This window comes from Gemmobacter caeruleus, assembly GCF_008271655.1.
GTDB lineage: Bacteria > Pseudomonadota > Alphaproteobacteria > Rhodobacterales > Rhodobacteraceae > Gemmobacter > Gemmobacter caeruleus.
This window is the reverse complement of sequence record NZ_VKKX01000007.1, coordinates 15,193-33,234: the sequence shown is the minus strand read 5'-3', so window position 1 is coordinate 33,234 and position 18,042 is coordinate 15,193. Positions and strand designations below refer to the sequence as shown.

The window sequence follows — 18,042 nt, the reverse complement described above, 5'->3', positions numbered from 1 at the left end:
GATGACCGCGACCCAAGACCCCGTCTACGTCACCGACGCCCTGATCGCCGAGGATATCGACGCCTATCTGCTCAAGCATCAGCACAAGACCATGCTGCGCTTCATCACCTGCGGATCGGTCGATGACGGCAAATCGACGCTGATCGGGCGCCTGCTCTATGACACCAAGATGATCTTCGAGGATCAGCTGGCGAGCCTTGAGAAAGACAGCAAGGCCGTGGGCACCCAGGGCGGCGATATCGACTTCGCGCTGCTGGTCGATGGTCTGGCGGCCGAGCGTGAACAGGGCATCACCATCGACGTGGCCTATCGCTTTTTCGCCACCGAAAAGCGCAAGTTCATCGTGGCCGATACCCCCGGCCATGAACAATATACCCGCAACATGGTCACCGGCGCCTCGACCGCCGATCTGGCGGTGATCCTGATCGACGCGCGGCAGGGCGTGCTGACCCAGACCCGGCGGCACAGCTATCTGGTGCAGCTTCTGGGCATCAAGAACATCGTGCTGGCCATCAACAAGATGGATCTGGTGGGCTACAGCCAGGAACGCTTTTACGAGATCGTGAAGGATTACTCGCATTTCGCCCAGCAGATCGGGATGGAAAGCTTTCTGCCGATTCCGATTTCCGGGCTGAAGGGCGACAATATCGCCGCGCGCAGCAGCGGCATGCCCTGGTATCAGGGGCCGACACTGCTGCAACATCTGGAAGAGGCGCCGGTCAACGATGCGCGGATGCTGGACCAGCCCTTCCGCATGGCGGTGCAATGGGTGAACCGCCCGAACCTCGACTTCCGCGGCTTTGCCGGGCAGATCGGCGCCGGCGTGGTGCGCCCGGGCGATGCGATCCGGGTGCTGCCCTCGGGCAAGACCACCACGGTCAAGTCGATCCCGACCTTTGACGGCGATCTGGATCAGGCGATTGCCGGCCAGTCGGTCACGCTGACCTTCACCGACGAGATCGACTGTTCGCGCGGCGATGTCATCGTGCGGGCCGATGCGCCCTGCGAGGTGGCCGACCAGTTCGAGGCGACGCTGGTCTGGATGGACGAACATGCCATGCTGCCGGGCCGGCCCTATCTGCTGAAGATCGGCACGCAGACCGTGACGGCGACGGTGACCGAGCCGAAATACGAGGTCAACGTCAACACGCTGGAGCATCTGGCGTCCAGGACGCTGGGCCTCAATGCCATCGGCGTGGTCAATATCTCCACCGACCGGGCGATCCCGTTCGAGGCCTATGCGGTGAACCCCGATCTGGGCGGTTTCATCCTGATCGACCGCATGACCAATGCGACCGTGGCCGCCGGCATGATCCATTTCGCGCTGCGCCGCAGCCAGAACATCCACTGGCAGGCCGTCGATGTGAACCGCGAGGCCCATGCCGCGCTCAAGACCCAGAAACCCGCCGTGGTCTGGTTCACCGGCCTGTCGGGGTCGGGCAAATCCACCATCGCCAATCTGGTGGAGAAAAAGCTGCATGCGCTTGGCAAGCACACCTTCCTGCTGGATGGCGACAATGTGCGCCACGGGCTGAACCGCGATCTGGGCTTCACCGATGCCGACCGGGTGGAAAACATCCGCCGCGTGGGCGAGGTGGCCAAGCTGATGACCGATGCCGGGCTGATCGTGCTGACCGCCTTCATCTCGCCCTTCCGGTCGGAACGCCGGATGGTGCGCGATCTGATGGCCGAGGGCGAATTCATCGAGGTCTTCGTGAACACGCCGCTGGACGTGGCCGAGGCGCGCGACGTGAAGGGGCTTTATAAGAAAGCCCGCTCGGGGCAGCTCAAGAACTTCACCGGCATCGACAGCCCCTATGAGGCGCCCGAACTGGCCGAGATCACGGTGAACACCGTCGATCTGTCGGCCGAGGAAGCCGCCGACCGCATCGTGGCCGCGCTGCTGGCGCGCTGATCGCGGGGCCAGATCAAGGAAAAGGCCGGGCGCTGTGCCCGGCCTTTTTCATTGCGTCAGCGGTTTTGCCGGATCACTCCGGCAGGACGCGCACGGCTCCCCCGCGCGGATGCCGGATCACTCCGGCAGGACGCGCACCGCCCCCTTGTCGGCCGAGGCCGCGAATTGCGCATAGACCTTCAGCGCGGTCGAGATCTGGCGCTTGCGCGGTTCGGCCGGTTTCCAGCCCTGCGCATCCTGCGCGGCGCGGCGGGTGGCCAGTTCGGCCTCCGGCACGGCCAGGTGGATGGTGCGGTTCGGGATGTCGATCTCGATCCGGTCGCCATCGCGCACCAGGCCGATGGTGCCGCCGGCCGCCGCCTCGGGCGAGGCATGGCCGATCGACAGGCCCGAGGTGCCGCCCGAGAAACGGCCATCGGTGATCAGCGCGCAGGCCTTGCCCAGGCCCTTCGACTTCAGATAGCTGGTCGGATAGAGCATTTCCTGCATGCCAGGGCCGCCCTTCGGCCCTTCATAGCGGATCACCACCACATCGCCCGCGACAACCTTGCCGTTCAGAATACCATAGACGGCGGCATCCTGGCTTTCAAAGACCACGGCCTTGCCGGTGAATTTCAGGATGGATTCGTCCACCCCGGCGGTTTTCACGATGCAGCCATCCAGCGCGATATTGCCCTTCAGCACCGCCAGCCCGCCATCCTTGGAAAACGGGGTCTCGGCCGAGCGGATGACGCCGTTCTGGCGGTCGGTATCCAGATCCGGCCATTCCGACGACTGGCTGAAGGCGGTTTGCGTGGGCACGCCCCCCGGCGCGGCCAGGAACAGCTTGCGCGCCTCGGGGTTGTTCGACTTCGCGATATCCCACTGGTCGATGGCCGCCCCGATCGAGGGCGCATGCACCGTGGCGCAATCGCGCGCGATCAGCCCGCCACGATCCAGCTCGCCCAGAATGGCCATGATGCCGCCGGCGCGATGCACGTCTTCCATATGCACATCGGCCTTGTTGGGCGCGACCTTGCACAGGCAGGGCACCTTGCGCGACAGCCGGTCGATATCGTCCATGGTGAAATCGACCCCGCCTTCCTGCGCCAGCGCAAGGATATGCAGCACCGTATTGGTGGAGCCGCCCATGGCGATATCCAGCGCCATGGCATTTTCAAACGCGGCCTTGTTCATGATCGACCGCGGCAACACGCTGGTATCGTCCTGCTCATAATAGCGCCGCGCCAGATCCAGCACCCGCCGCCCGCTTTCCAGGAACAGCCCCTTGCGGAAGGCGTGCGTCGCCAGGGTCGAGCCATTGCCCGGCAACGCCACGCCAAGCGCCTCGGCCAGGCAGTTCATCGAATTGGCGGTGAACATGCCCGAACACGACCCGCAGGTCGGGCAGGCCGCCTGTTCGATGGCCTGCAAATCGGCATCCGAGACGTTTTCGTCTGCCGCCGCCACCATGGCATCCACCAGATCGAGCGCGACCTTGCGCCCGTCGCCCAGCGTGACCTTGCCCGCCTCCATCGGCCCGCCTGAGACGAAGATCGCCGGGATGTTCAGCCGCATCGCCGCCATCAGCATGCCGGGGGTGATCTTGTCGCAGTTGGAGATGCAGACCATCGCATCGGCGCAATGGGCATTGACCATATATTCCACGCTGTCGGCGATCAGCTCGCGCGAGGGCAGCGAATACAGCATCCCGTCATGGCCCATGGCGATGCCGTCATCCACCGCGATGGTGTTGAATTCCTTGGCGATCCCGCCCGCGGCCTCGACCTCGCGGGCGACCATCTGACCGAGATCCTTCAGGTGAACGTGCCCCGGCACGAATTGGGTAAAGCTGTTGACGATGGCGATGATCGGCTTGCCGAAATCGCTGTCCTTCACCCCGGTCGCCCGCCAGAGGCCACGGGCCCCCGCCATGTTGCGGCCATGGGTGGTGGTGCGGGAACGGTATGCGGGCATGTCTGAGATCCAAAGGCTGGCGGTTCGGGGGTGATGAGTGCGCTTTCGGGCGGCAAAAATCAACCGCCCGCCTGCATTTTCGCCCCAAAAGACAAGGAGCGGGCGCCCTGCCCCATCCCATCCCGGACCCGGGCCGGCCCCTTCTCCCCTGGCCCGCCTCTGGCCCTTGGCGGCGGTTTGGGCCATCCTGACCGGACAAGAGGCGGGCAAGGCAGGGAAAGGGACGGCAGATGGCACCGAAATTCGGCACAAGCGGGTTGCGCGGGCTGGTCACCGAACTGACCCCCGATCTGGTCGCGGCCCATATCCATGCCTTTGCCGCCGCCTGCCCCATGGGCAGTGGCATCTGGGTCGGGCGCGACCTGCGTCCCTCGTCGCCCGCGCTGGCCGAGGTGGTCTTGTCGGCGGCGCAGGCGGCGGGGCTGGCCACGGTCGATTGCGGCGCGGTGCCAACCCCGGCGCTGGCGCTGGCGGCGATGCAGGCGGGCGCGGCGGCGGTGATGGTGACGGGCAGCCATATTCCGGCCGATCGCAACGGGCTGAAATTCTACACCCCCCTGGGCGAGATCACCAAGGCGCATGAGGCCGCCATTCTGGCAGCCCTGCCCCGCCCTGCCCCCGCCGACCCCGCGATCCATGGCCCGGCCCGGCGGCAGGCGGCGGGCGTGGGGGCGGCCTGGCGGGCGCGCATCCTCGCCGCCTTCGGGCCGCAGGCTCTGGCCGGGATGCGGATCGGGGTCTGGGATCACAGCGCGGTCAGCCGTGACCTGCTGGCCGAAACCCTGGCCGGGCTGGGGGCGGAACCTGTGCCTCTGGGCCGTTCAGAGACGTTTGTCCCCGTCGATACCGAGGCGGTCAGCGATCAGGCCCGCGCCGCGCTGGCGGGCTGGGCGCCGGGGCTGGCGGCAATCCTTTCCACCGATGGCGATGGCGACCGGCCCCTGCTGGCCGATGGCACGGGCGCGGTGATCCCCGGCGATATCCTGGGCCAGATCACCGCCGCCGCCCTGGGCGCCGAGATCGTGGTCACCCCGGTCAGCTCCAATAGCGGCGCCGAAGCCTCGGGCGCCTTTGGCCGGGTGATCCGCACGAAGATCGGCTCGCCCTTCGTCATCGCCGCGATGGAGGCGGCGGGCGGCAAGGTGGCCGGCTATGAGGCCAATGGCGGCTTTCTGCTGGGCTTTGCCGCGCAGGGCCCCGCCGGGATGCTGGCGCCGCTGATGACGCGCGACAGCCTGTTGCCGCTGGTCGCCGTGCTGGCCGAGGCGCGCAAGGCCGGGGGGCTTTCCGCGCTCATCTCCCGCCAGCCCGCGCGCTTTACCGCCACCGACCGGCTGGAAAACACCCCGCCCGAGGCGACCGGGCCGCTGCTGGCGCGGCTGACCGCCGATCCGGCGCCGCTGCTGGCCGGGCTGGCCGAGACCGAGGCCGCGCGCGACCTGACCGACGGGCTGCGGCTGACCCTCGCCTCGGGGCGTGTGCTGCATCTGCGCCCCTCGGGCAATGCGCCCGAATTCCGGCTTTATGCCGAGGCCGAAACCCCCGCCGCCGCCCGGGCCCTGCTGGAGGCCGCCCGCGCCGCCGTGGCCGCGCGGCTCTGACGGCCGAACATGGCGGGAAAGCACCGATCCCGCCCCGCCATGGCCGCTTCGGGGCGTTTTGGGCTTGAAACGCAGGGGGCAAGCCGCTTTACAGCGGGAACCCATTACCCCGGATCCTGTGATGAAGCGCGTTCTGACCTACGGCACTTTCGACACCCTGCATTACGGCCATATCCGCCTGCTGCAACGCGCCCGCGCGCTTGGCGATTACCTGATCGTCGCGCTGTCCACCGATGAATTCAACGCGATCAAGGGCAAGAAGGCCTATCACAGCTGGGAAGAACGCAAGGCCCATCTGGAGGCGCTGCGCTATGTCGATCTGGTGATCCCGGAAAACACCTGGGAACAGAAGCGTCAGGATGTGACGCTTTACCATGTCGATATCTTCACCATGGGCAGCGACTGGGAAGGCAAGTTCGACTTCCTCTCCGATCTCTGCACCGTCACCTATCTGCCGCGCACCGAGGGGATTTCCTCGACCATGATCCGCAACACGATGGATCCGCAGACGGGCGAGCCGGTCATCGCCCCCACGGCGGCCGAAACCCCGGCCTCGTGATCGCGGCCCCGCGATGAGCCTGCCCCGCAAGATCCTGTCCCGTCTGACCGACCGTGACTGGCTGGCGCGCCGGCTGCGCCGTGGCATGGGCGACGGGATCAGCCGTGCGAAAGAGGCGGTCGAGGTGCTGGATACCCGCGTCAGCGCCCGCATTCCCCTGTCGGAGCCGATCGAGGCGCTGCGGCACCGGCTGGAGACACAGCCCGCGCTGGATTTCCTGCATGTCGATCACAGCGGCGCCAACCCCGATCCCGGCATCAGCCTGATCAACCTCGCGCGGCAGAATGCCGAGACGCGGGCCAAGCTGGTGGCGCTGGCCAATGCGGGGTTTCATGTCTATGCGCTGCGCGACGGGGTCACCTCGCTGGTGCGGCACCGCCGGATCCGCCATCTGTGGCGCGAAGTGATCGCGGGCCATGTGCAGGTGGACGAGAACGAGATCTTTCACACGCTGGAACGCGCCCCCGGCCCGGGCGAGCCGCGGTTGCTGGTCGTGTTCTCCTCGATCGCGGCCAAGATCTACAATCCCGGCCTGATGCGGCATTTCGAGCGGAACTTCTCCTCGCTGCCGAAATATGTGCCGCAGAACACCCATATCCTGCGCATCGCAGATTTCGGCGCGGTTCTGGGGTCGTTCTACCTCAATTCGCTGGCCCTGCCGCAGAACGAGACCCATATCTGGGCGCGGATCGCGGCGACGGCGGCGGAGCTGAAGGTGGCGCGGCACAATATCGTGCTTTACGGCGCCTCGAAGGGGGGCACGGCGGCCACCTTTCACGCGCTGCGCCATGGGCTGCGCGCGGTGGCGGTGGATCCGATCCTGTCGGACGAACATTACGTCAAGGTCCATCGCGACCTGCATTTCACCCAAGGCACCTTTCCCGCCACCAAACAGGCGCGGTTCCGGGCGCTGATCCGCAACGCCCTGCACCCGGAGGCGAAGCTGTCGGTGATCTGTTCGCGCCGCTCGCCGCAATTCGCCTATATCGAACCGACGCTGATCACCCCTTTCCGCGACCGTTTCCTGTTTCTCGACTCCGACAATCCCGGCATCGAGAACCATCCCGATGTCGGACCAAAGACCGTGGCCCATACCCTGTCGCAGCTGAACCTGCATCTGGCCGGGCTGACCCCGCCCAGCGGCCTGCACACCGTCTGGTGAGACGGATGCGCGACGGTTGCAACAGCGGGGGGGGCTTGCTAATCAGCGCCGATCCCGCAGCCGGCCCCGGGCCGGCCCCCCGGCCGGCCAGCCTCTCGGGCCGGGCCCGCATATCGGACATGGCATGAGACTGACCGTACATATCGGCACCACCAAGACCGGATCGACCAGCATCCAGGCCTTTCTGCGCGCCAATCGCGCCGCCCTGCTGGCACGGGGTTTTTGCGTGCCCGAAAGCCTCGGCGCCCAGGATCACCGCCATGCGGCGCTGTCCTGCCTGAATTTCGGCCAGAGCGGCGATCTGATGAAGCGGCAGGGCCTGACCGATGCCGCCATGCTGGAGACGTTCCGCGACCAGACCCGCACGGCCTATCTGGCGGAACTGGAAACCGCCCGCGCCCGGCATGGCGCGCGCGAGGTCATCATCACCAGCGAACATCTGCAATCGCGGTGCAGCCAGCCGCGCAACCTGATCCGCTTTCGCGACCTGTTTGCCACCGGCTTTGACGATCTGCGCATCCTGGTCTATGTGCGCCCGCAATTCGACCAGATGATCTCGCTCTATTCCACCATGCTGCGCAACGGCTTTGCCGACACGATCGACGAACATGTCGCGCGGCACATGACCGACAATTACTTCACCTATTTCGATCTGGAGGGGATCCTCGCGCGCTGGAGCCAGGTCTTCGGCGCCGATCGCCTGGAGGTGCGGCCCTACAAGGCGCTGCCGCCGCCCGATCAGGGCGGGGTCGTCGCCGATTTCTGCGCGCTGCTGGGGCTGGATCCGGCCGATCCGGGCCTGACACGGCCGGCGGATTCCAACAGTTCCATCCATGCCGGCGGACAGGAATTGCTGCGGCTGTTCAACCTTGCCCTGCGCGCGGGATCGGACCCCGCCACCGCGCTGGAGGGCTGGATCGCGACCGAAGCCCCCGCCCGTGCCCTGGCGCCCCGCGCCGTCGCGGGGCTGCGCCAGATCCTGTCGGCCCCGGCCCTGAGCCCGACCGCCCGCCGCGCGCGGCTGGTCCGCTGGGTCGAGACGCATTGTTCGGGCAAGGGCGCCGAGGCCAGCCTCGCACAGGCCCGGGCCTTTCAGGCGCGCTTTGACGCCGGCAATGCCGCCGTCACCGCCCGCCACTTCGCCGGTCACCCCGACTATCTCGAACCCCGCTGGCCCCGCGCCTGAGGGGACCGCCCCGCCGGGGCTGCCGCACTGGACATGCCATGAAACGCCTGCTTCGCAAGTTCCTGCTGATCCTCAGACCCCTCGACGCGCGGCTGCGCCGGGTCCGGCTCTATGGCCGGTTGTCCTCGGGGTTGCGGCAGCGCTACCGCGCGGCCATGGGCTTTCACGCCGATCACCGCAGCTATGTCGCGGGGCTGGACAGCATCGCGCCGCGCCCCGACACGATCCTGTTCGAATGCTATTGGGGCAAGAAATTCGGCGATCATCCGCTGGCGCTCTATCGTGCGCTGCGGCGCACCGTGCCGGCGGGCACCTTGCGCATCGTCTGGGTCGCGGCCCCGCGCGCGGTGCCGCCGGCCGAAATCGCCGATGACCCCGATGTGATCCTGGTCAGGACCGGCAGCGCCGATTATGGCCGCGCCCTGCTGGAGGCCGGCGCGCTGGTCAATAACGTGACCTTCCCGCCCTGGTTCCTGCGCCGCCCCGGCCAGCGCTACCTGAACACCTGGCATGGCGTGCCGATGAAGGCCATGGGCCGCGACATGGCGGCGCCGCTGGTTTCCATGGCCAATACGCAGCGCAATTTCCTGCAAGCGGATCTGATCCTGGATCTGAGCGATTATTACCGCTGGGCCACGATCCGCCCCTATGACGTGGAACGGCTGGTGGCCCCCGCCCTGCTGCGCGGCGGCGCGCCGCGGGTTGATGACACGCTGCATTGCCCGGTGCCCGCCGGTGATCTGCGCGCCCGCTATGGCATCGCGCCCGCGCAGCGCGTGGTGCTGTTCGCCCCCACCTGGCGCGGCAATTCCACCGCCATCGCCCCGGTCTTCGACGAACAGGCCCAGCTTTACGGCGAGATCGCCCGCCAGCTTGGCCCCGACTGGTTCGTGCTGTTCTCGGCCCATCAGATGGTGCGGGTCAGCGATGCCGGGCAGGTGGCCAATGGCGCACTGGTCGCGGCCAATGACAATATCAACGATCTGATGTCGATCGTGGATGTGCTGGTCAGCGATTATTCCAGCATCCTGTTCGATTTCCTGCCGGTGGACCGGCCGATCGTGCTGCATACCCCCGATATCGAGAGCTACAGCACCGAGCGGGGCCTCTATCTGCAACCCGCCGAATTGCCCTGCGCCGAGACGCGCGACCTGCCCGGGCTGATCGCCGCGATCCGGACCGGGCGGCGCCCGTCGGATTTTGCCGATTACCCCGCGATGCGCGCGCGCTTCATCCCCGAAGAGGACGGCCAGGCCGCCCCCCGCGCCCTGGCGGCGCTGCGCGCGCCGGCGACCCCGGCGGCCGTGCCGGGCGACGGGCGGCAGCGCCTGCTGATCGCGCCGGGGGGGATGCTGCCCAATGGCATCACCTCCTCGCTCAAGGGGCTGATGGCCAATCTCGATTACGACCGCTACGACCCCTATATCCTGCTGGACGCGCCCCTGATGGGCAAGGATGCCAACCGCATGGCGCAGTTCCGCGATTTCGATCCGCGCTGCAACTGGATCCTGCGGGTGGGCGACCTGCTGCTGACCGAGGCGGAGCGCCCGGTCTATCACCGCTTCCGCAGCGGCGCGGGCCGGCTGGATGACGCGGAAATGGCGCAGATCGCCGCCATCTTCGCCCGCGAGAACCGCCGTCTGCTGGGCGAGGCGCGCTTTGATCTGGCCATCGAATTCGGCGGCTATGCGCCCTACTGGACCGGGCTGATCGCCTGTTCCAACGCCGCGCAGAAGGTCTGCTACCAGCACAACCACCTCTGGGCGGAATATACCAACGAGGATGCGGCGCGGAACCAGAAGCAATTGTTCGGCGTGTTCCAGACCTATCGCTGGTTTGACCGCATCGTCGCGGTGTCCGAGGAAACCCGGCAGGTGAATGCCGAACATCTGGCCGACTTCTATCCGCCGGGCCTGACCAGCCATACCGTGCGCAACACGCTGGATGTGCGCCGCGTCACCACGCTGGCGGCGCAGCCGCTGGCGGAAAGCCACGCGGAGGCGGCGGCGCTGTTCGAGGGCGCGGGCGCGCGCCTTGTCACGCTGGGGCGGCTGTCGCCGGAAAAGCGCCATGACCGCATGATCGACGCCTTTGCGCAGATCGCGCAGGATCACCCGCAGGCGCGGCTGATGATCTGCGGCACCGGCCCGCTGGAGGAGACACTGCGCGCGCAGATCGACCGGCTGGGCCTGGGCGCGCAGGTGCATCTTCTGGGTCAGGTCGCCAATCCCTATCCGCTGCTGGCCGCCGCCGATGCCTGCGTCATGTCGTCGGATTACGAAGGGCAGCCGATGGTGCTGCTGGAGGCGCTCTGCCTTGGCACGCCCTGTATCGGCACCGATATTCCCGGCATCCGCGCCGTGCTGAAGGATGGCCAGGGCGTGATCGTCGCCCCCGAGGTGCCGGCGCTGGCCGCCGCCATGGCCGAGGCGGCGGCAGGCCGCCTGCCGCGCCGCGCCGATCGTCTGGGCGAGACCTATGCCGCCGAGACCATGGCCGAATTCTATCGCACCGTCTGCGGCGCGGAGTGACGCCATGACCGCCGCCGCCCCTCTTGTCTCGGTGGTGATCCCGGTCTTCAACGCGGCCGGAACGCTGGAGGGCACGGTGGCCTCGGTGCAGGCGCAGGGCCTGACCGATTGGGAGGCGCTGCTGATCGACGACGGATCGACCGATGCAAGCCCGGCGATCGTCGCACGGCTGGCGGCGGCGGATCCGCGGCTGCGCCCGCTGCGCAGCGCCGGGCAAGAGGGGGCCGGGCCCGCGCGCAATCTGGGCATCGCGGCGGCGCGGGGCCGCTTCATCGCCTTTCTCGACGCCGATGACCGCTGGCACCCCCGCAAGCTGGAGCTGCAACTGGCGGCGATGCAGGCGGCGGGCCTGCCGTTTTCCTGCACCGCCTATGAACGGGTCGATGCCGCAAGCGGCGCGCGGCGGGTGGTGGGCGTGCCCGCCCGGGCCAGCCGGGGCGATCTGCTGAAAACCAATACCGTGGCCTGTTCCACCGCGATCTATGACCGGGCGCATTTCGGCCCGCGCGCCATGCCCGCGCTGCGGCGGCGGCAGGATTTCGCGCTCTGGCTCGATCTGTTGCGCGACACGCCCGCCGTGCTGGGCCTGCCGCTGATCCTGATGACCTATCGCGAACACCCGGCCTCGCTTTCGGCCGCCAAGGGCCGGGCGGCGCGGGATACCTGGACCCTGTATCGCCAGGCGCTTGACCTGCCGCTGCCGCAGGCGGCCTGGTATTTCGGGCATTATGCGCTGCGCGGGGTCTTGCGCCACCGCCTGCCGGGGCTGGCCCGGCGATTGGGCTGGTTGCAGGACGCGCAGCCGCCGGCGGAGGCCGCATGAGCGCGCCGCGCCTGACCATCGCGCTCTCCACCATGGCCGACCGGCTGGCGGGCCTGAGCCCGGAGCGCCTGCCACCGATGCCCGATATGGTCTGGCACCTGTTCGTGCAGGGGCCGGCGGCGGCGGTGGCCACAGGCACCGCCCGGCTGGTCGCGGCCCGGCCCGATATCGCCGTCACCGCATTGGACAGCCGGGGCGTGGCCCGCAGCCGCAATGCCGCGCTGGCGGCGGTGACGACCGACTGGCTGCTGTTCGCCGATGACGATCTGACCTTTCACCCCGCAGGCATCGCCGCGCTGATCGCGCGCTGTGATCGCGAGGCGGCGGCCGATTTCCTCTGCGCCCGGCTGACCGACGAAACCGGCCGCCCGCGCAAGCGCTATGCCCCCGATGGCACCCGCGCGCGCTGGTTCAATTGCGGCAAGGTCGGCACGCCGGAACTGGCGCTGCGCCCGGGCCGGGCCCGCGCGGCCGGCATCGGCTTTGACCCGGGTTTCGGCGCCGGCGCGCCCGACTGGATGGGCGACGAATACATCTTTCTGTGCGACGCGCTGCGCGCGGGCCTGAAGGGCTGGCATGTGGATCTGGTGCCCGCCAGCCACCCGGCGACAAGTTCGGGCCTGACCCAGGGCCCCGAGGCCATGGCGGTGCGCCGCCGTGTGCTGATCCGCGCGCTTGGCCGCTGGACCAGCCTGCTGCCCCGGCTGGCCTTTGCCCTGCGCCATCGCCGCACCCTGGGCGGCTGGCGCGGCGCGCTGGCCTTCCTGCGGCCCTGAACCTGCCCGCCGCCCCATTGCGGCAGGCGCCCGCCGGGGCTATGGCAGGGCATCCCGTTCCAGTCCTGCCAAAGGATGAAGCCCGACGATGAAGATCGCCCTGCCCCGCCGGGTCCGGCTCAGCCGGTTTCTGAACATGCACCATTCGCGCTGGACCCGCCTGCCGCTGGGCGGGCTCATGTGGCTGTTCACGCTGGCCGCCACGGCCGAGCCGGTGCTGGCGCGCGAAATGGCCCGCCGGGTGATCGTGCAGGATCAGTTCCACCGCGCCGCGCGCCGCGCCTCGTTCTATGCAAGGCGCGGCTGGATGCGGCTGAACCTGTCGCGCGACATGGTCTATGTGTTCTGCAACCAGATGACCCTGCCGGAACTGGCCGCGCTGCGCCGCTTTCTGACCCGGCGCGAAACGGCCCATCCGCCGGGGCTGATCGCCTGCGATCTGGCCTATGTCTCGGGCATGGCCGTGCTGGAAGAGGCGGCGCAGGCCCCCGCCAGCGGCAGCCCCGCCCTGACGGCGGCGCTGGAGCAATTCCGCCAGGATGCCGACCGGGTGCTGGAGGCGATCCGCCTGACCCCGGCCGATCTGCCCGAACTGCCCGAGGAAAAGGATCGCGACGGTTTCGCGCTGGACCGCGCGGCGCAGGCATTGGCGGATTTCGCCCGCGAAATGGCCGCCATCGGGGCGCCCTGGTTCGTGCTGTCGGGCACGCTTCTGGGCATCGTGCGCGAGGGCGGCTTTCTGGCGCATGACTATGATATCGACGCGGGCATCATGGCCGAAGGTGCCGATCCGGCGGCGCTGCGCGCCCGGCTGAACGCCGGCGGGCGCTTTCGCTGCACCGATCTGGAATGGCAGACCAGCTTTGACCGCGACGCCGCCGGGCGGGTGCGCGTGACCCGCCGCCCGGTCTTCATGAAGGCGGCCCATGCCAATGGCACCTATATCGACATCTTCGTGCATTACCGCGAGGGCAGCACGATCTGGCATGCCTCGTCGCTGTTTCGCTGGGACAATTCGGATTTCACCCTGACCGGCTATGATCTGGCCGGCACCCCGGTGCAGGGCCCGGCCGAGGCTGACCGTTACCTGACCGAGAATTACGGCGCCTGGCGCATTCCGGTGACGGAATTCAACTCTGCCCTCGACACCACCAATCAGAGCGTGGTGCGCAATCCGCTGTCGGTCGCGATCTTCCTGCGGCGGATCTGGATGGCCGAGCGCAGCAATCCGCGCGGGGCCGAGGCCCTGCGCCGGGCGCTGGCGCGCGGCGGCTTCATCGCGCCCACGGGGCCGGAAGGGGCCTGGCGGGCGGTGCCGGGTGCCTTTGCCGATGCCCCGCTCAGCGCCGCCGCAGCAGCCGGACCAGACGGCGCAACGGCGCGGTGACCCGCCAGGACAGGCTGACCTGCATCTGCGCGAGCCGCTGTTCGGCCGCCTTGCGCGCGGCAACCTCACGCGCGAGCGCGGCCTTGCGCGCGGCCAGATCGGCCTCCAGCCGGGTCTTCTGCTGGGTCAGTCGCGCCTGTTGGCCCTGCTGGGCCAGCAAGAGCTTTTGCAACTGCGCCAGTTCGCGATAGCGCGCACCAAGCGCGGCATCCTTTTGCGCGCAATCGGGGCATTCCCCGGCCCGATGGCTGCTCATGCGACCTCCTCGTCAGGCCGCGTCAGGGCCGGATCCATGAGTTGCTGAAAAAAGGCCGCCAGGCGCGCCGCCTGCTCTGCCGCGCGGTATTGCGGCACGATCTGCGCATATGCCGCCTCTCCCAGGGCCTGCCGCCAGGCCTGGTCCCCGACCAGCCGCAAAAGCGCCTCTTGCCAATCCTCCGGGGTTGCGGCCAGAACGCCATTCACCCCGCTGGTGATCACCCCGCGATGCCCCGCAGTCGGCGAAGCCACCGTGGGCACGCCATGCAGGGCCGCCTCGAAGATCTTCAGCTCGCTTTTCGCATCATTGAACGCACCCGGCGCCAGCGGGGCGAGATTGATATCCATGCCCCGCAGGAAATCATGCATGGCGGCATAGGGCATCAGCCCGTGCCGGTGGATTTGGGCCGCATGGCCCATGTCCGGCAGCTTGAGCGGGCCGACGATATGCAGTTCTGCCTCCGGCATCCGCGCCAGCACCGCATCCAGCGCGGCGTGGCATTCCTCGAAATCCCGGGAATGGGTAGCCGTGCCCGAAAGATAGGCGATGCGCACCGGCCCGCCCTCCGGGCGTGGCGGCGGCATGCCATATTCCGCCAGCAGATCGCTGGACAATGTATTGGCGATCACCGCCGCAGGTTTGCCAAAGGCGGCAACCGAAGCTGCCAGAGGGGCCGTCGAAAGGGTGAACCCATCCGCCATGGCCATCACCGCCCGGCACCCGGCAGACATGCGATAGAGCGCATTCGCGCGTTTGGGATCCCTGCGGAAATATTCCGACTGCGTGAAGGCCATGTAATCATGCAGCAGGTCATCGGTGTCATAGACGATGCGCGCGCCGCAGGCCCGGGCCCCCTCGATCAGATCCAGCAGACGCTCCGACCATTCCATGCGACAGAGCGAAACGATATCCGCCCCCGCCAGGATGGCGGGGCTGGCATGGCGTTCGTCCAATGCGCAGACATCCCAACCCAGCCGCTCCAGTTCGGGCAAGAGCGCGAAGATGCGATAGCGGTTGGTGATGTTCTGGCGCACGGAATACAGAAACACGATCCGCGATCGGGTGGGCCGCCTGGCCGGGCGGGTAAATCCCGGCAGCAGGGTTGACCCGCGCGCCAGACGCCGCACCTCGCGCAGGACGCGGGCCGCATTGCCATCATCCCGGAACTTCAGGAAATGATCGCGGCAGTTTTCATAGCGCAGGCGCGCCTCTGCCCCCGGGGGCCGCAGCGCATCGCCAAGTGCCGTCATCAGGCTGGCAAAGGTTTCGCAGACCGGGCCGGGAAATACCTTTTCCAGATCGTAGAACAGGCCACGTTCGCGCGCCTCATATTTCCTGCGATCATAGGCAAAGCTGACCGCCGGGCGCCCTGTCAGCATGAAGTCTATGAAAACGCTGGAATAATCCGTCAGGAGAATATCGGATTCCCGGTAGAGCATCTCGACATCCGGGAAGGCAGCCGCGGGCATTTGCAGGAAATCGGGCCCGCTCAATTGCGAGCTGTATTGCCGGGCCTTGTCGGCGGGATGTTCGCGGATCGCCATGACCAGACCATGTTCCGCAAGCCAGGCAGACAGCTGCGCCACCTCATCGGGGGTGAAGTTGTAATAGCCATGTTTCTGGTCATTGCGGAATGTCGGGCAGAACAGCACCATCCGGCGTCCGGCCTTGCGCGCCCGGATCTCTGCCAACTGCGCGCGCAGGGCCGCAGGCAGCTTTTCTTCATCCGTCAGGATGAAATCGTGGCGCGGCAGGCCGGTCAGCCAGATATCGTCAAAGGTCAGCGGCCAATAGGCTGCGGTCATGGCCAGACGATCGACATCCGACGCGCTGATGACGGCGGTCAGCCGGCGATTGTCGGCCTCCCAATCCTCACGATGGGCGGGCAGGTCCAGAGACGCAAACCCGATCCGTTTCAGCGGAATGCCGTGCCAGAGATTGATGACATCATGCGCCCCGGGCGTCAGCGGCCATTCCAGATTGGGCTTGGCGCCGTGACGGACGAACAGATACCGGCAACGGGCCATCAGGGCCTGGCCTTCCAGCGATTTCAGCGGCACCGAAATCACGTTCACCCCGTCGGTGTCGATCACCTTGCCCCGCGTGAAGATGACCTTGGTGATCCGCGGATCGTTCTTCACCGCCTCGAAGACCGCTCGGCCATTGTCGGACAGGCTGTGATCATAGAGGCAGACAGGAAAGCCCCAGTAATGATCGTATTTCGGCACCTTGCGATCATAGGCCGCGAAATCCTCCGCACTGAGCGGCTCGGGCGGCAAGACACCATCCGTCAGGATCGCATGATTGCGATACAGCCGATCGGCCCGCGATACACGCTGGATATTCGCCTCGATGACCGGAACGGGCGTCACCGTGCCGACCTCGTCCAGCAAGGCCGGCCAGAACGCCAGGGCCGAGGCATAATAGGGATTGTCCGAGACCAGATACCGCTTGAACAGGGGAAATCCGTCGCGGATCAGATCAAAGATCACATCCGTATAGACCGGATGCCGCCGTGTCACGACAGGAACCCAGGTGTCGAAGAGATGGCCACGCCCGATCAGGAACCGCGTCAGCCCCACCTCGTATTTGCGCACGATGCTGTATTTGTTGCGCTCTGCCCGCACCTGCCCGACGAGCCGGCGGAACAGCGGATCCCGCAGCACGGGACGGCGAAAGGCCATGAAATAGGAACCGACATGGAAATCATAGATCGGGTCGCGTTCGAAACGCCCCAGCATTTCTTCCCGGATCCGGGCAACGGGCAGGCTTTCCTCGGCGGGGAAAGGCTGTGTCGTACGGGTGGCCGCCAGCCCCTTGGTCGCCTGCATGCCCCACCAGGCACAGGGCCGGGCGGCCATGGTTTCCAGCACCTCGTCCAGCGGCCGAAGCAGATAGCAGCTGTCATTGACGAACAGCACCTCGTCATAGGTCTCCAGCCGGTCCCAGCCGACCAGTTCACGCGCAAGCAGGCTGTAGGATCCGAAATCATAGGCGCCGTGACGCCGCGCCCAGGCGCCCTTCACGATCCCGTCCAGCCGCGCCAGTTCGCTGGCCGGCATCTCGCAATCGGCCAGATAGAAGACATCGGCATGGCGGGCCAGTTCGCGCAGGAAGATCAGTACATAATCATCAATGCGCAGGCCCGGATCATAGGCCGCGAACAGGCAGGCACGGCGGGGGGCGGCGGGCAGGGGCACGGCCCCGGCCATGTCGAAGGCGACACGGCGGGGGGGATGGGGGACATGGCCCCTGGCCTTGCCCTCGCGCAGGTAGTGCAGGAAAGGGTTTTCGTCCGGCGTCGCGAATTCATGCCCGTAGTTCTGCGCATACCAGACCAGATCGAAATCCGGACCGGGATTGCGCAGATCACGATGGCCCCACCGCAGAAAGTGTTCGTAGGCGCTGGAAACCTTGCTCAGGTCAATGACGGGATTGGTCTGTAGATAGAATGCAGTGTCGAAATCAGGCGGCGGCCCGGCCTCCAGCGCGGCAGGGACAGCGGCGGGTGCCGGAAAGTAATGCCCGGAGAGAAGGGCCTGCGCGCGCCGCGACAAGACGGCAGACGGCGTCTGATTCAGGCGTTTTTCGAAGTCCGGGCAAGGCGGGCGCCGCAGGCTCAGACCGAACTGACGAAAATGCAGATCCGGGGCCATCCCTGAAAGCCCGACATCCGCATGGACCTGCCGATACCACTCGGCATCGAAGAGGCCTGCCGTCATGATGGCCTTGGCCAGTTCTGACATGTCGGGCTCGGTGGATACAGCCATGAGGATCCCTTACCAGAACGCAATGCGCCTGACTCATACCTTCCACCTCCCGGGTTGACCAGAGCGGACCTCCCCCGCCGCCAGCAGCCCCGCTTGACATCCGCCCCACGCCCCGCG

12 protein-coding genes are annotated in these 18,042 nt (G+C 67.3%); 9 read left to right on the top strand and 3 right to left on the bottom strand.

Going from position 1 to position 18,042, the window contains the following annotated elements; all coding sequences use genetic code 11:
- Position 1: 1 nt before the first annotated feature.
- The gene (gene cysN, locus FOA17_RS01945) at positions 2 to 1,915 is read left to right on the top strand and encodes a sulfate adenylyltransferase subunit CysN (protein WP_149139825.1); all 1,914 of its coding nucleotides are present in this window, start codon (positions 2 to 4) and stop codon (positions 1,913 to 1,915) included.
- 117 nt (positions 1,916 to 2,032) lie between these two features.
- On the opposite strand, the gene ilvD is transcribed toward cysN, so the two are convergent.
- Positions 2,033 to 3,871 (bottom strand): dihydroxy-acid dehydratase, encoded by a 1,839-nt coding sequence (gene ilvD, locus FOA17_RS01940; protein WP_149139824.1) that lies wholly within the window; start codon positions 3,869 to 3,871, stop codon positions 2,033 to 2,035.
- 230 nt (positions 3,872 to 4,101) lie between these two features.
- Here ilvD and FOA17_RS01935 point away from each other — a divergent pair, with 230 nt between their 5' ends.
- The 8 genes from FOA17_RS01935 (at position 4,102) to FOA17_RS01900 (ending at position 13,896) form a co-directional block, all read left to right on the top strand.
- Positions 4,102 to 5,472: a phosphohexomutase domain-containing protein gene (locus tag FOA17_RS01935; protein ID WP_149139823.1), complete on the top strand. Its 1,371-nt coding sequence runs from the start codon at positions 4,102 to 4,104 to the stop codon at positions 5,470 to 5,472.
- 121 nt (positions 5,473 to 5,593) lie between these two features.
- Positions 5,594 to 6,031: a glycerol-3-phosphate cytidylyltransferase gene (gene tagD / locus FOA17_RS01930; RefSeq protein WP_149139822.1), complete on the top strand. Its 438-nt coding sequence runs from the start codon at positions 5,594 to 5,596 to the stop codon at positions 6,029 to 6,031.
- A gap of 13 nt (positions 6,032 to 6,044) precedes the next feature.
- Positions 6,045 to 7,193, top strand: coding sequence for an XcbB/CpsF family capsular polysaccharide biosynthesis protein (locus FOA17_RS01925; RefSeq protein WP_149139821.1), 1,149 nt, complete (start codon positions 6,045 to 6,047; stop codon positions 7,191 to 7,193).
- Between the two features lie 124 nt (positions 7,194 to 7,317).
- Positions 7,318 to 8,379: a hypothetical protein gene (locus FOA17_RS01920; protein WP_149139820.1), complete on the top strand. Its 1,062-nt coding sequence runs from the start codon at positions 7,318 to 7,320 to the stop codon at positions 8,377 to 8,379.
- A gap of 38 nt (positions 8,380 to 8,417) precedes the next feature.
- Entirely contained in the window at positions 8,418 to 10,910 is a 2,493-nt protein-coding gene (locus FOA17_RS01915) for a glycosyltransferase (protein WP_149139819.1), read from the top strand.
- 4 nt (positions 10,911 to 10,914) lie between these two features.
- On the top strand, positions 10,915 to 11,733 hold the full coding sequence (locus tag FOA17_RS01910) for a glycosyltransferase family 2 protein (protein WP_149139818.1): 819 nt from the start codon (positions 10,915 to 10,917) through the stop codon (positions 11,731 to 11,733).
- On the top strand, positions 11,730 to 12,509 hold the full coding sequence (locus FOA17_RS01905) for a glycosyltransferase family 2 protein (protein ID WP_149139817.1): 780 nt from the start codon (positions 11,730 to 11,732) through the stop codon (positions 12,507 to 12,509). The genes FOA17_RS01910 and FOA17_RS01905 overlap by 4 nt, the downstream gene beginning before the upstream one ends.
- Before the next feature lie 88 nt (positions 12,510 to 12,597).
- Positions 12,598 to 13,896, top strand: coding sequence for a LicD family protein (locus FOA17_RS01900; RefSeq protein WP_149139816.1), 1,299 nt, complete (start codon positions 12,598 to 12,600; stop codon positions 13,894 to 13,896).
- Here FOA17_RS01900 and FOA17_RS01895 read toward each other — a convergent pair.
- Positions 13,850 to 14,152, bottom strand: a complete 303-nt coding sequence (locus FOA17_RS01895; RefSeq protein WP_149139815.1) for a hypothetical protein — start codon at positions 14,150 to 14,152, stop codon at positions 13,850 to 13,852. The genes FOA17_RS01900 and FOA17_RS01895 overlap by 47 nt on opposite strands.
- Positions 14,149 to 17,925, bottom strand: a complete 3,777-nt coding sequence (locus FOA17_RS01890; protein WP_149139814.1) for a CDP-glycerol glycerophosphotransferase family protein — start codon at positions 17,923 to 17,925, stop codon at positions 14,149 to 14,151. Before FOA17_RS01890 ends, FOA17_RS01895 begins: the two co-directional genes overlap by 4 nt.
- Positions 17,926 to 18,042 lie beyond the last annotated feature (117 nt).

Bases quoted from the DNA above. Each gene is read 5' to 3' on its own strand.
- FOA17_RS01935 (WP_149139823.1), top strand. From the start codon at position 4,102: ATGGCACCGAAATTCGGCACAAGCGGGTTGCGCGGGCTGGTCACCGAA.
- ilvD (WP_149139824.1), bottom strand. From the start codon at position 3,871: ATGCCCGCATACCGTTCCCGCACCACCACCCATGGCCGCAACATGGCG.
- FOA17_RS01920 (WP_149139820.1), top strand. From the start codon at position 7,318: ATGAGACTGACCGTACATATCGGCACCACCAAGACCGGATCGACCAGC.
- FOA17_RS01905 (WP_149139817.1), top strand. From the start codon at position 11,730: ATGAGCGCGCCGCGCCTGACCATCGCGCTCTCCACCATGGCCGACCGG.
- tagD (WP_149139822.1), top strand. From the start codon at position 5,594: ATGAAGCGCGTTCTGACCTACGGCACTTTCGACACCCTGCATTACGGC.
- FOA17_RS01900 (WP_149139816.1), top strand. From the start codon at position 12,598: ATGAAGATCGCCCTGCCCCGCCGGGTCCGGCTCAGCCGGTTTCTGAAC.
- FOA17_RS01890 (WP_149139814.1), bottom strand. From the start codon at position 17,925: ATGGCTGTATCCACCGAGCCCGACATGTCAGAACTGGCCAAGGCCATC.
- FOA17_RS01895 (WP_149139815.1), bottom strand. From the start codon at position 14,152: ATGAGCAGCCATCGGGCCGGGGAATGCCCCGATTGCGCGCAAAAGGAT.
- FOA17_RS01910 (WP_149139818.1), top strand. From the start codon at position 10,915: ATGACCGCCGCCGCCCCTCTTGTCTCGGTGGTGATCCCGGTCTTCAAC.
- FOA17_RS01915 (WP_149139819.1), top strand. From the start codon at position 8,418: ATGAAACGCCTGCTTCGCAAGTTCCTGCTGATCCTCAGACCCCTCGAC.
- cysN (WP_149139825.1), top strand. From the start codon at position 2: ATGACCGCGACCCAAGACCCCGTCTACGTCACCGACGCCCTGATCGCC.
- FOA17_RS01925 (WP_149139821.1), top strand. From the start codon at position 6,045: ATGAGCCTGCCCCGCAAGATCCTGTCCCGTCTGACCGACCGTGACTGG.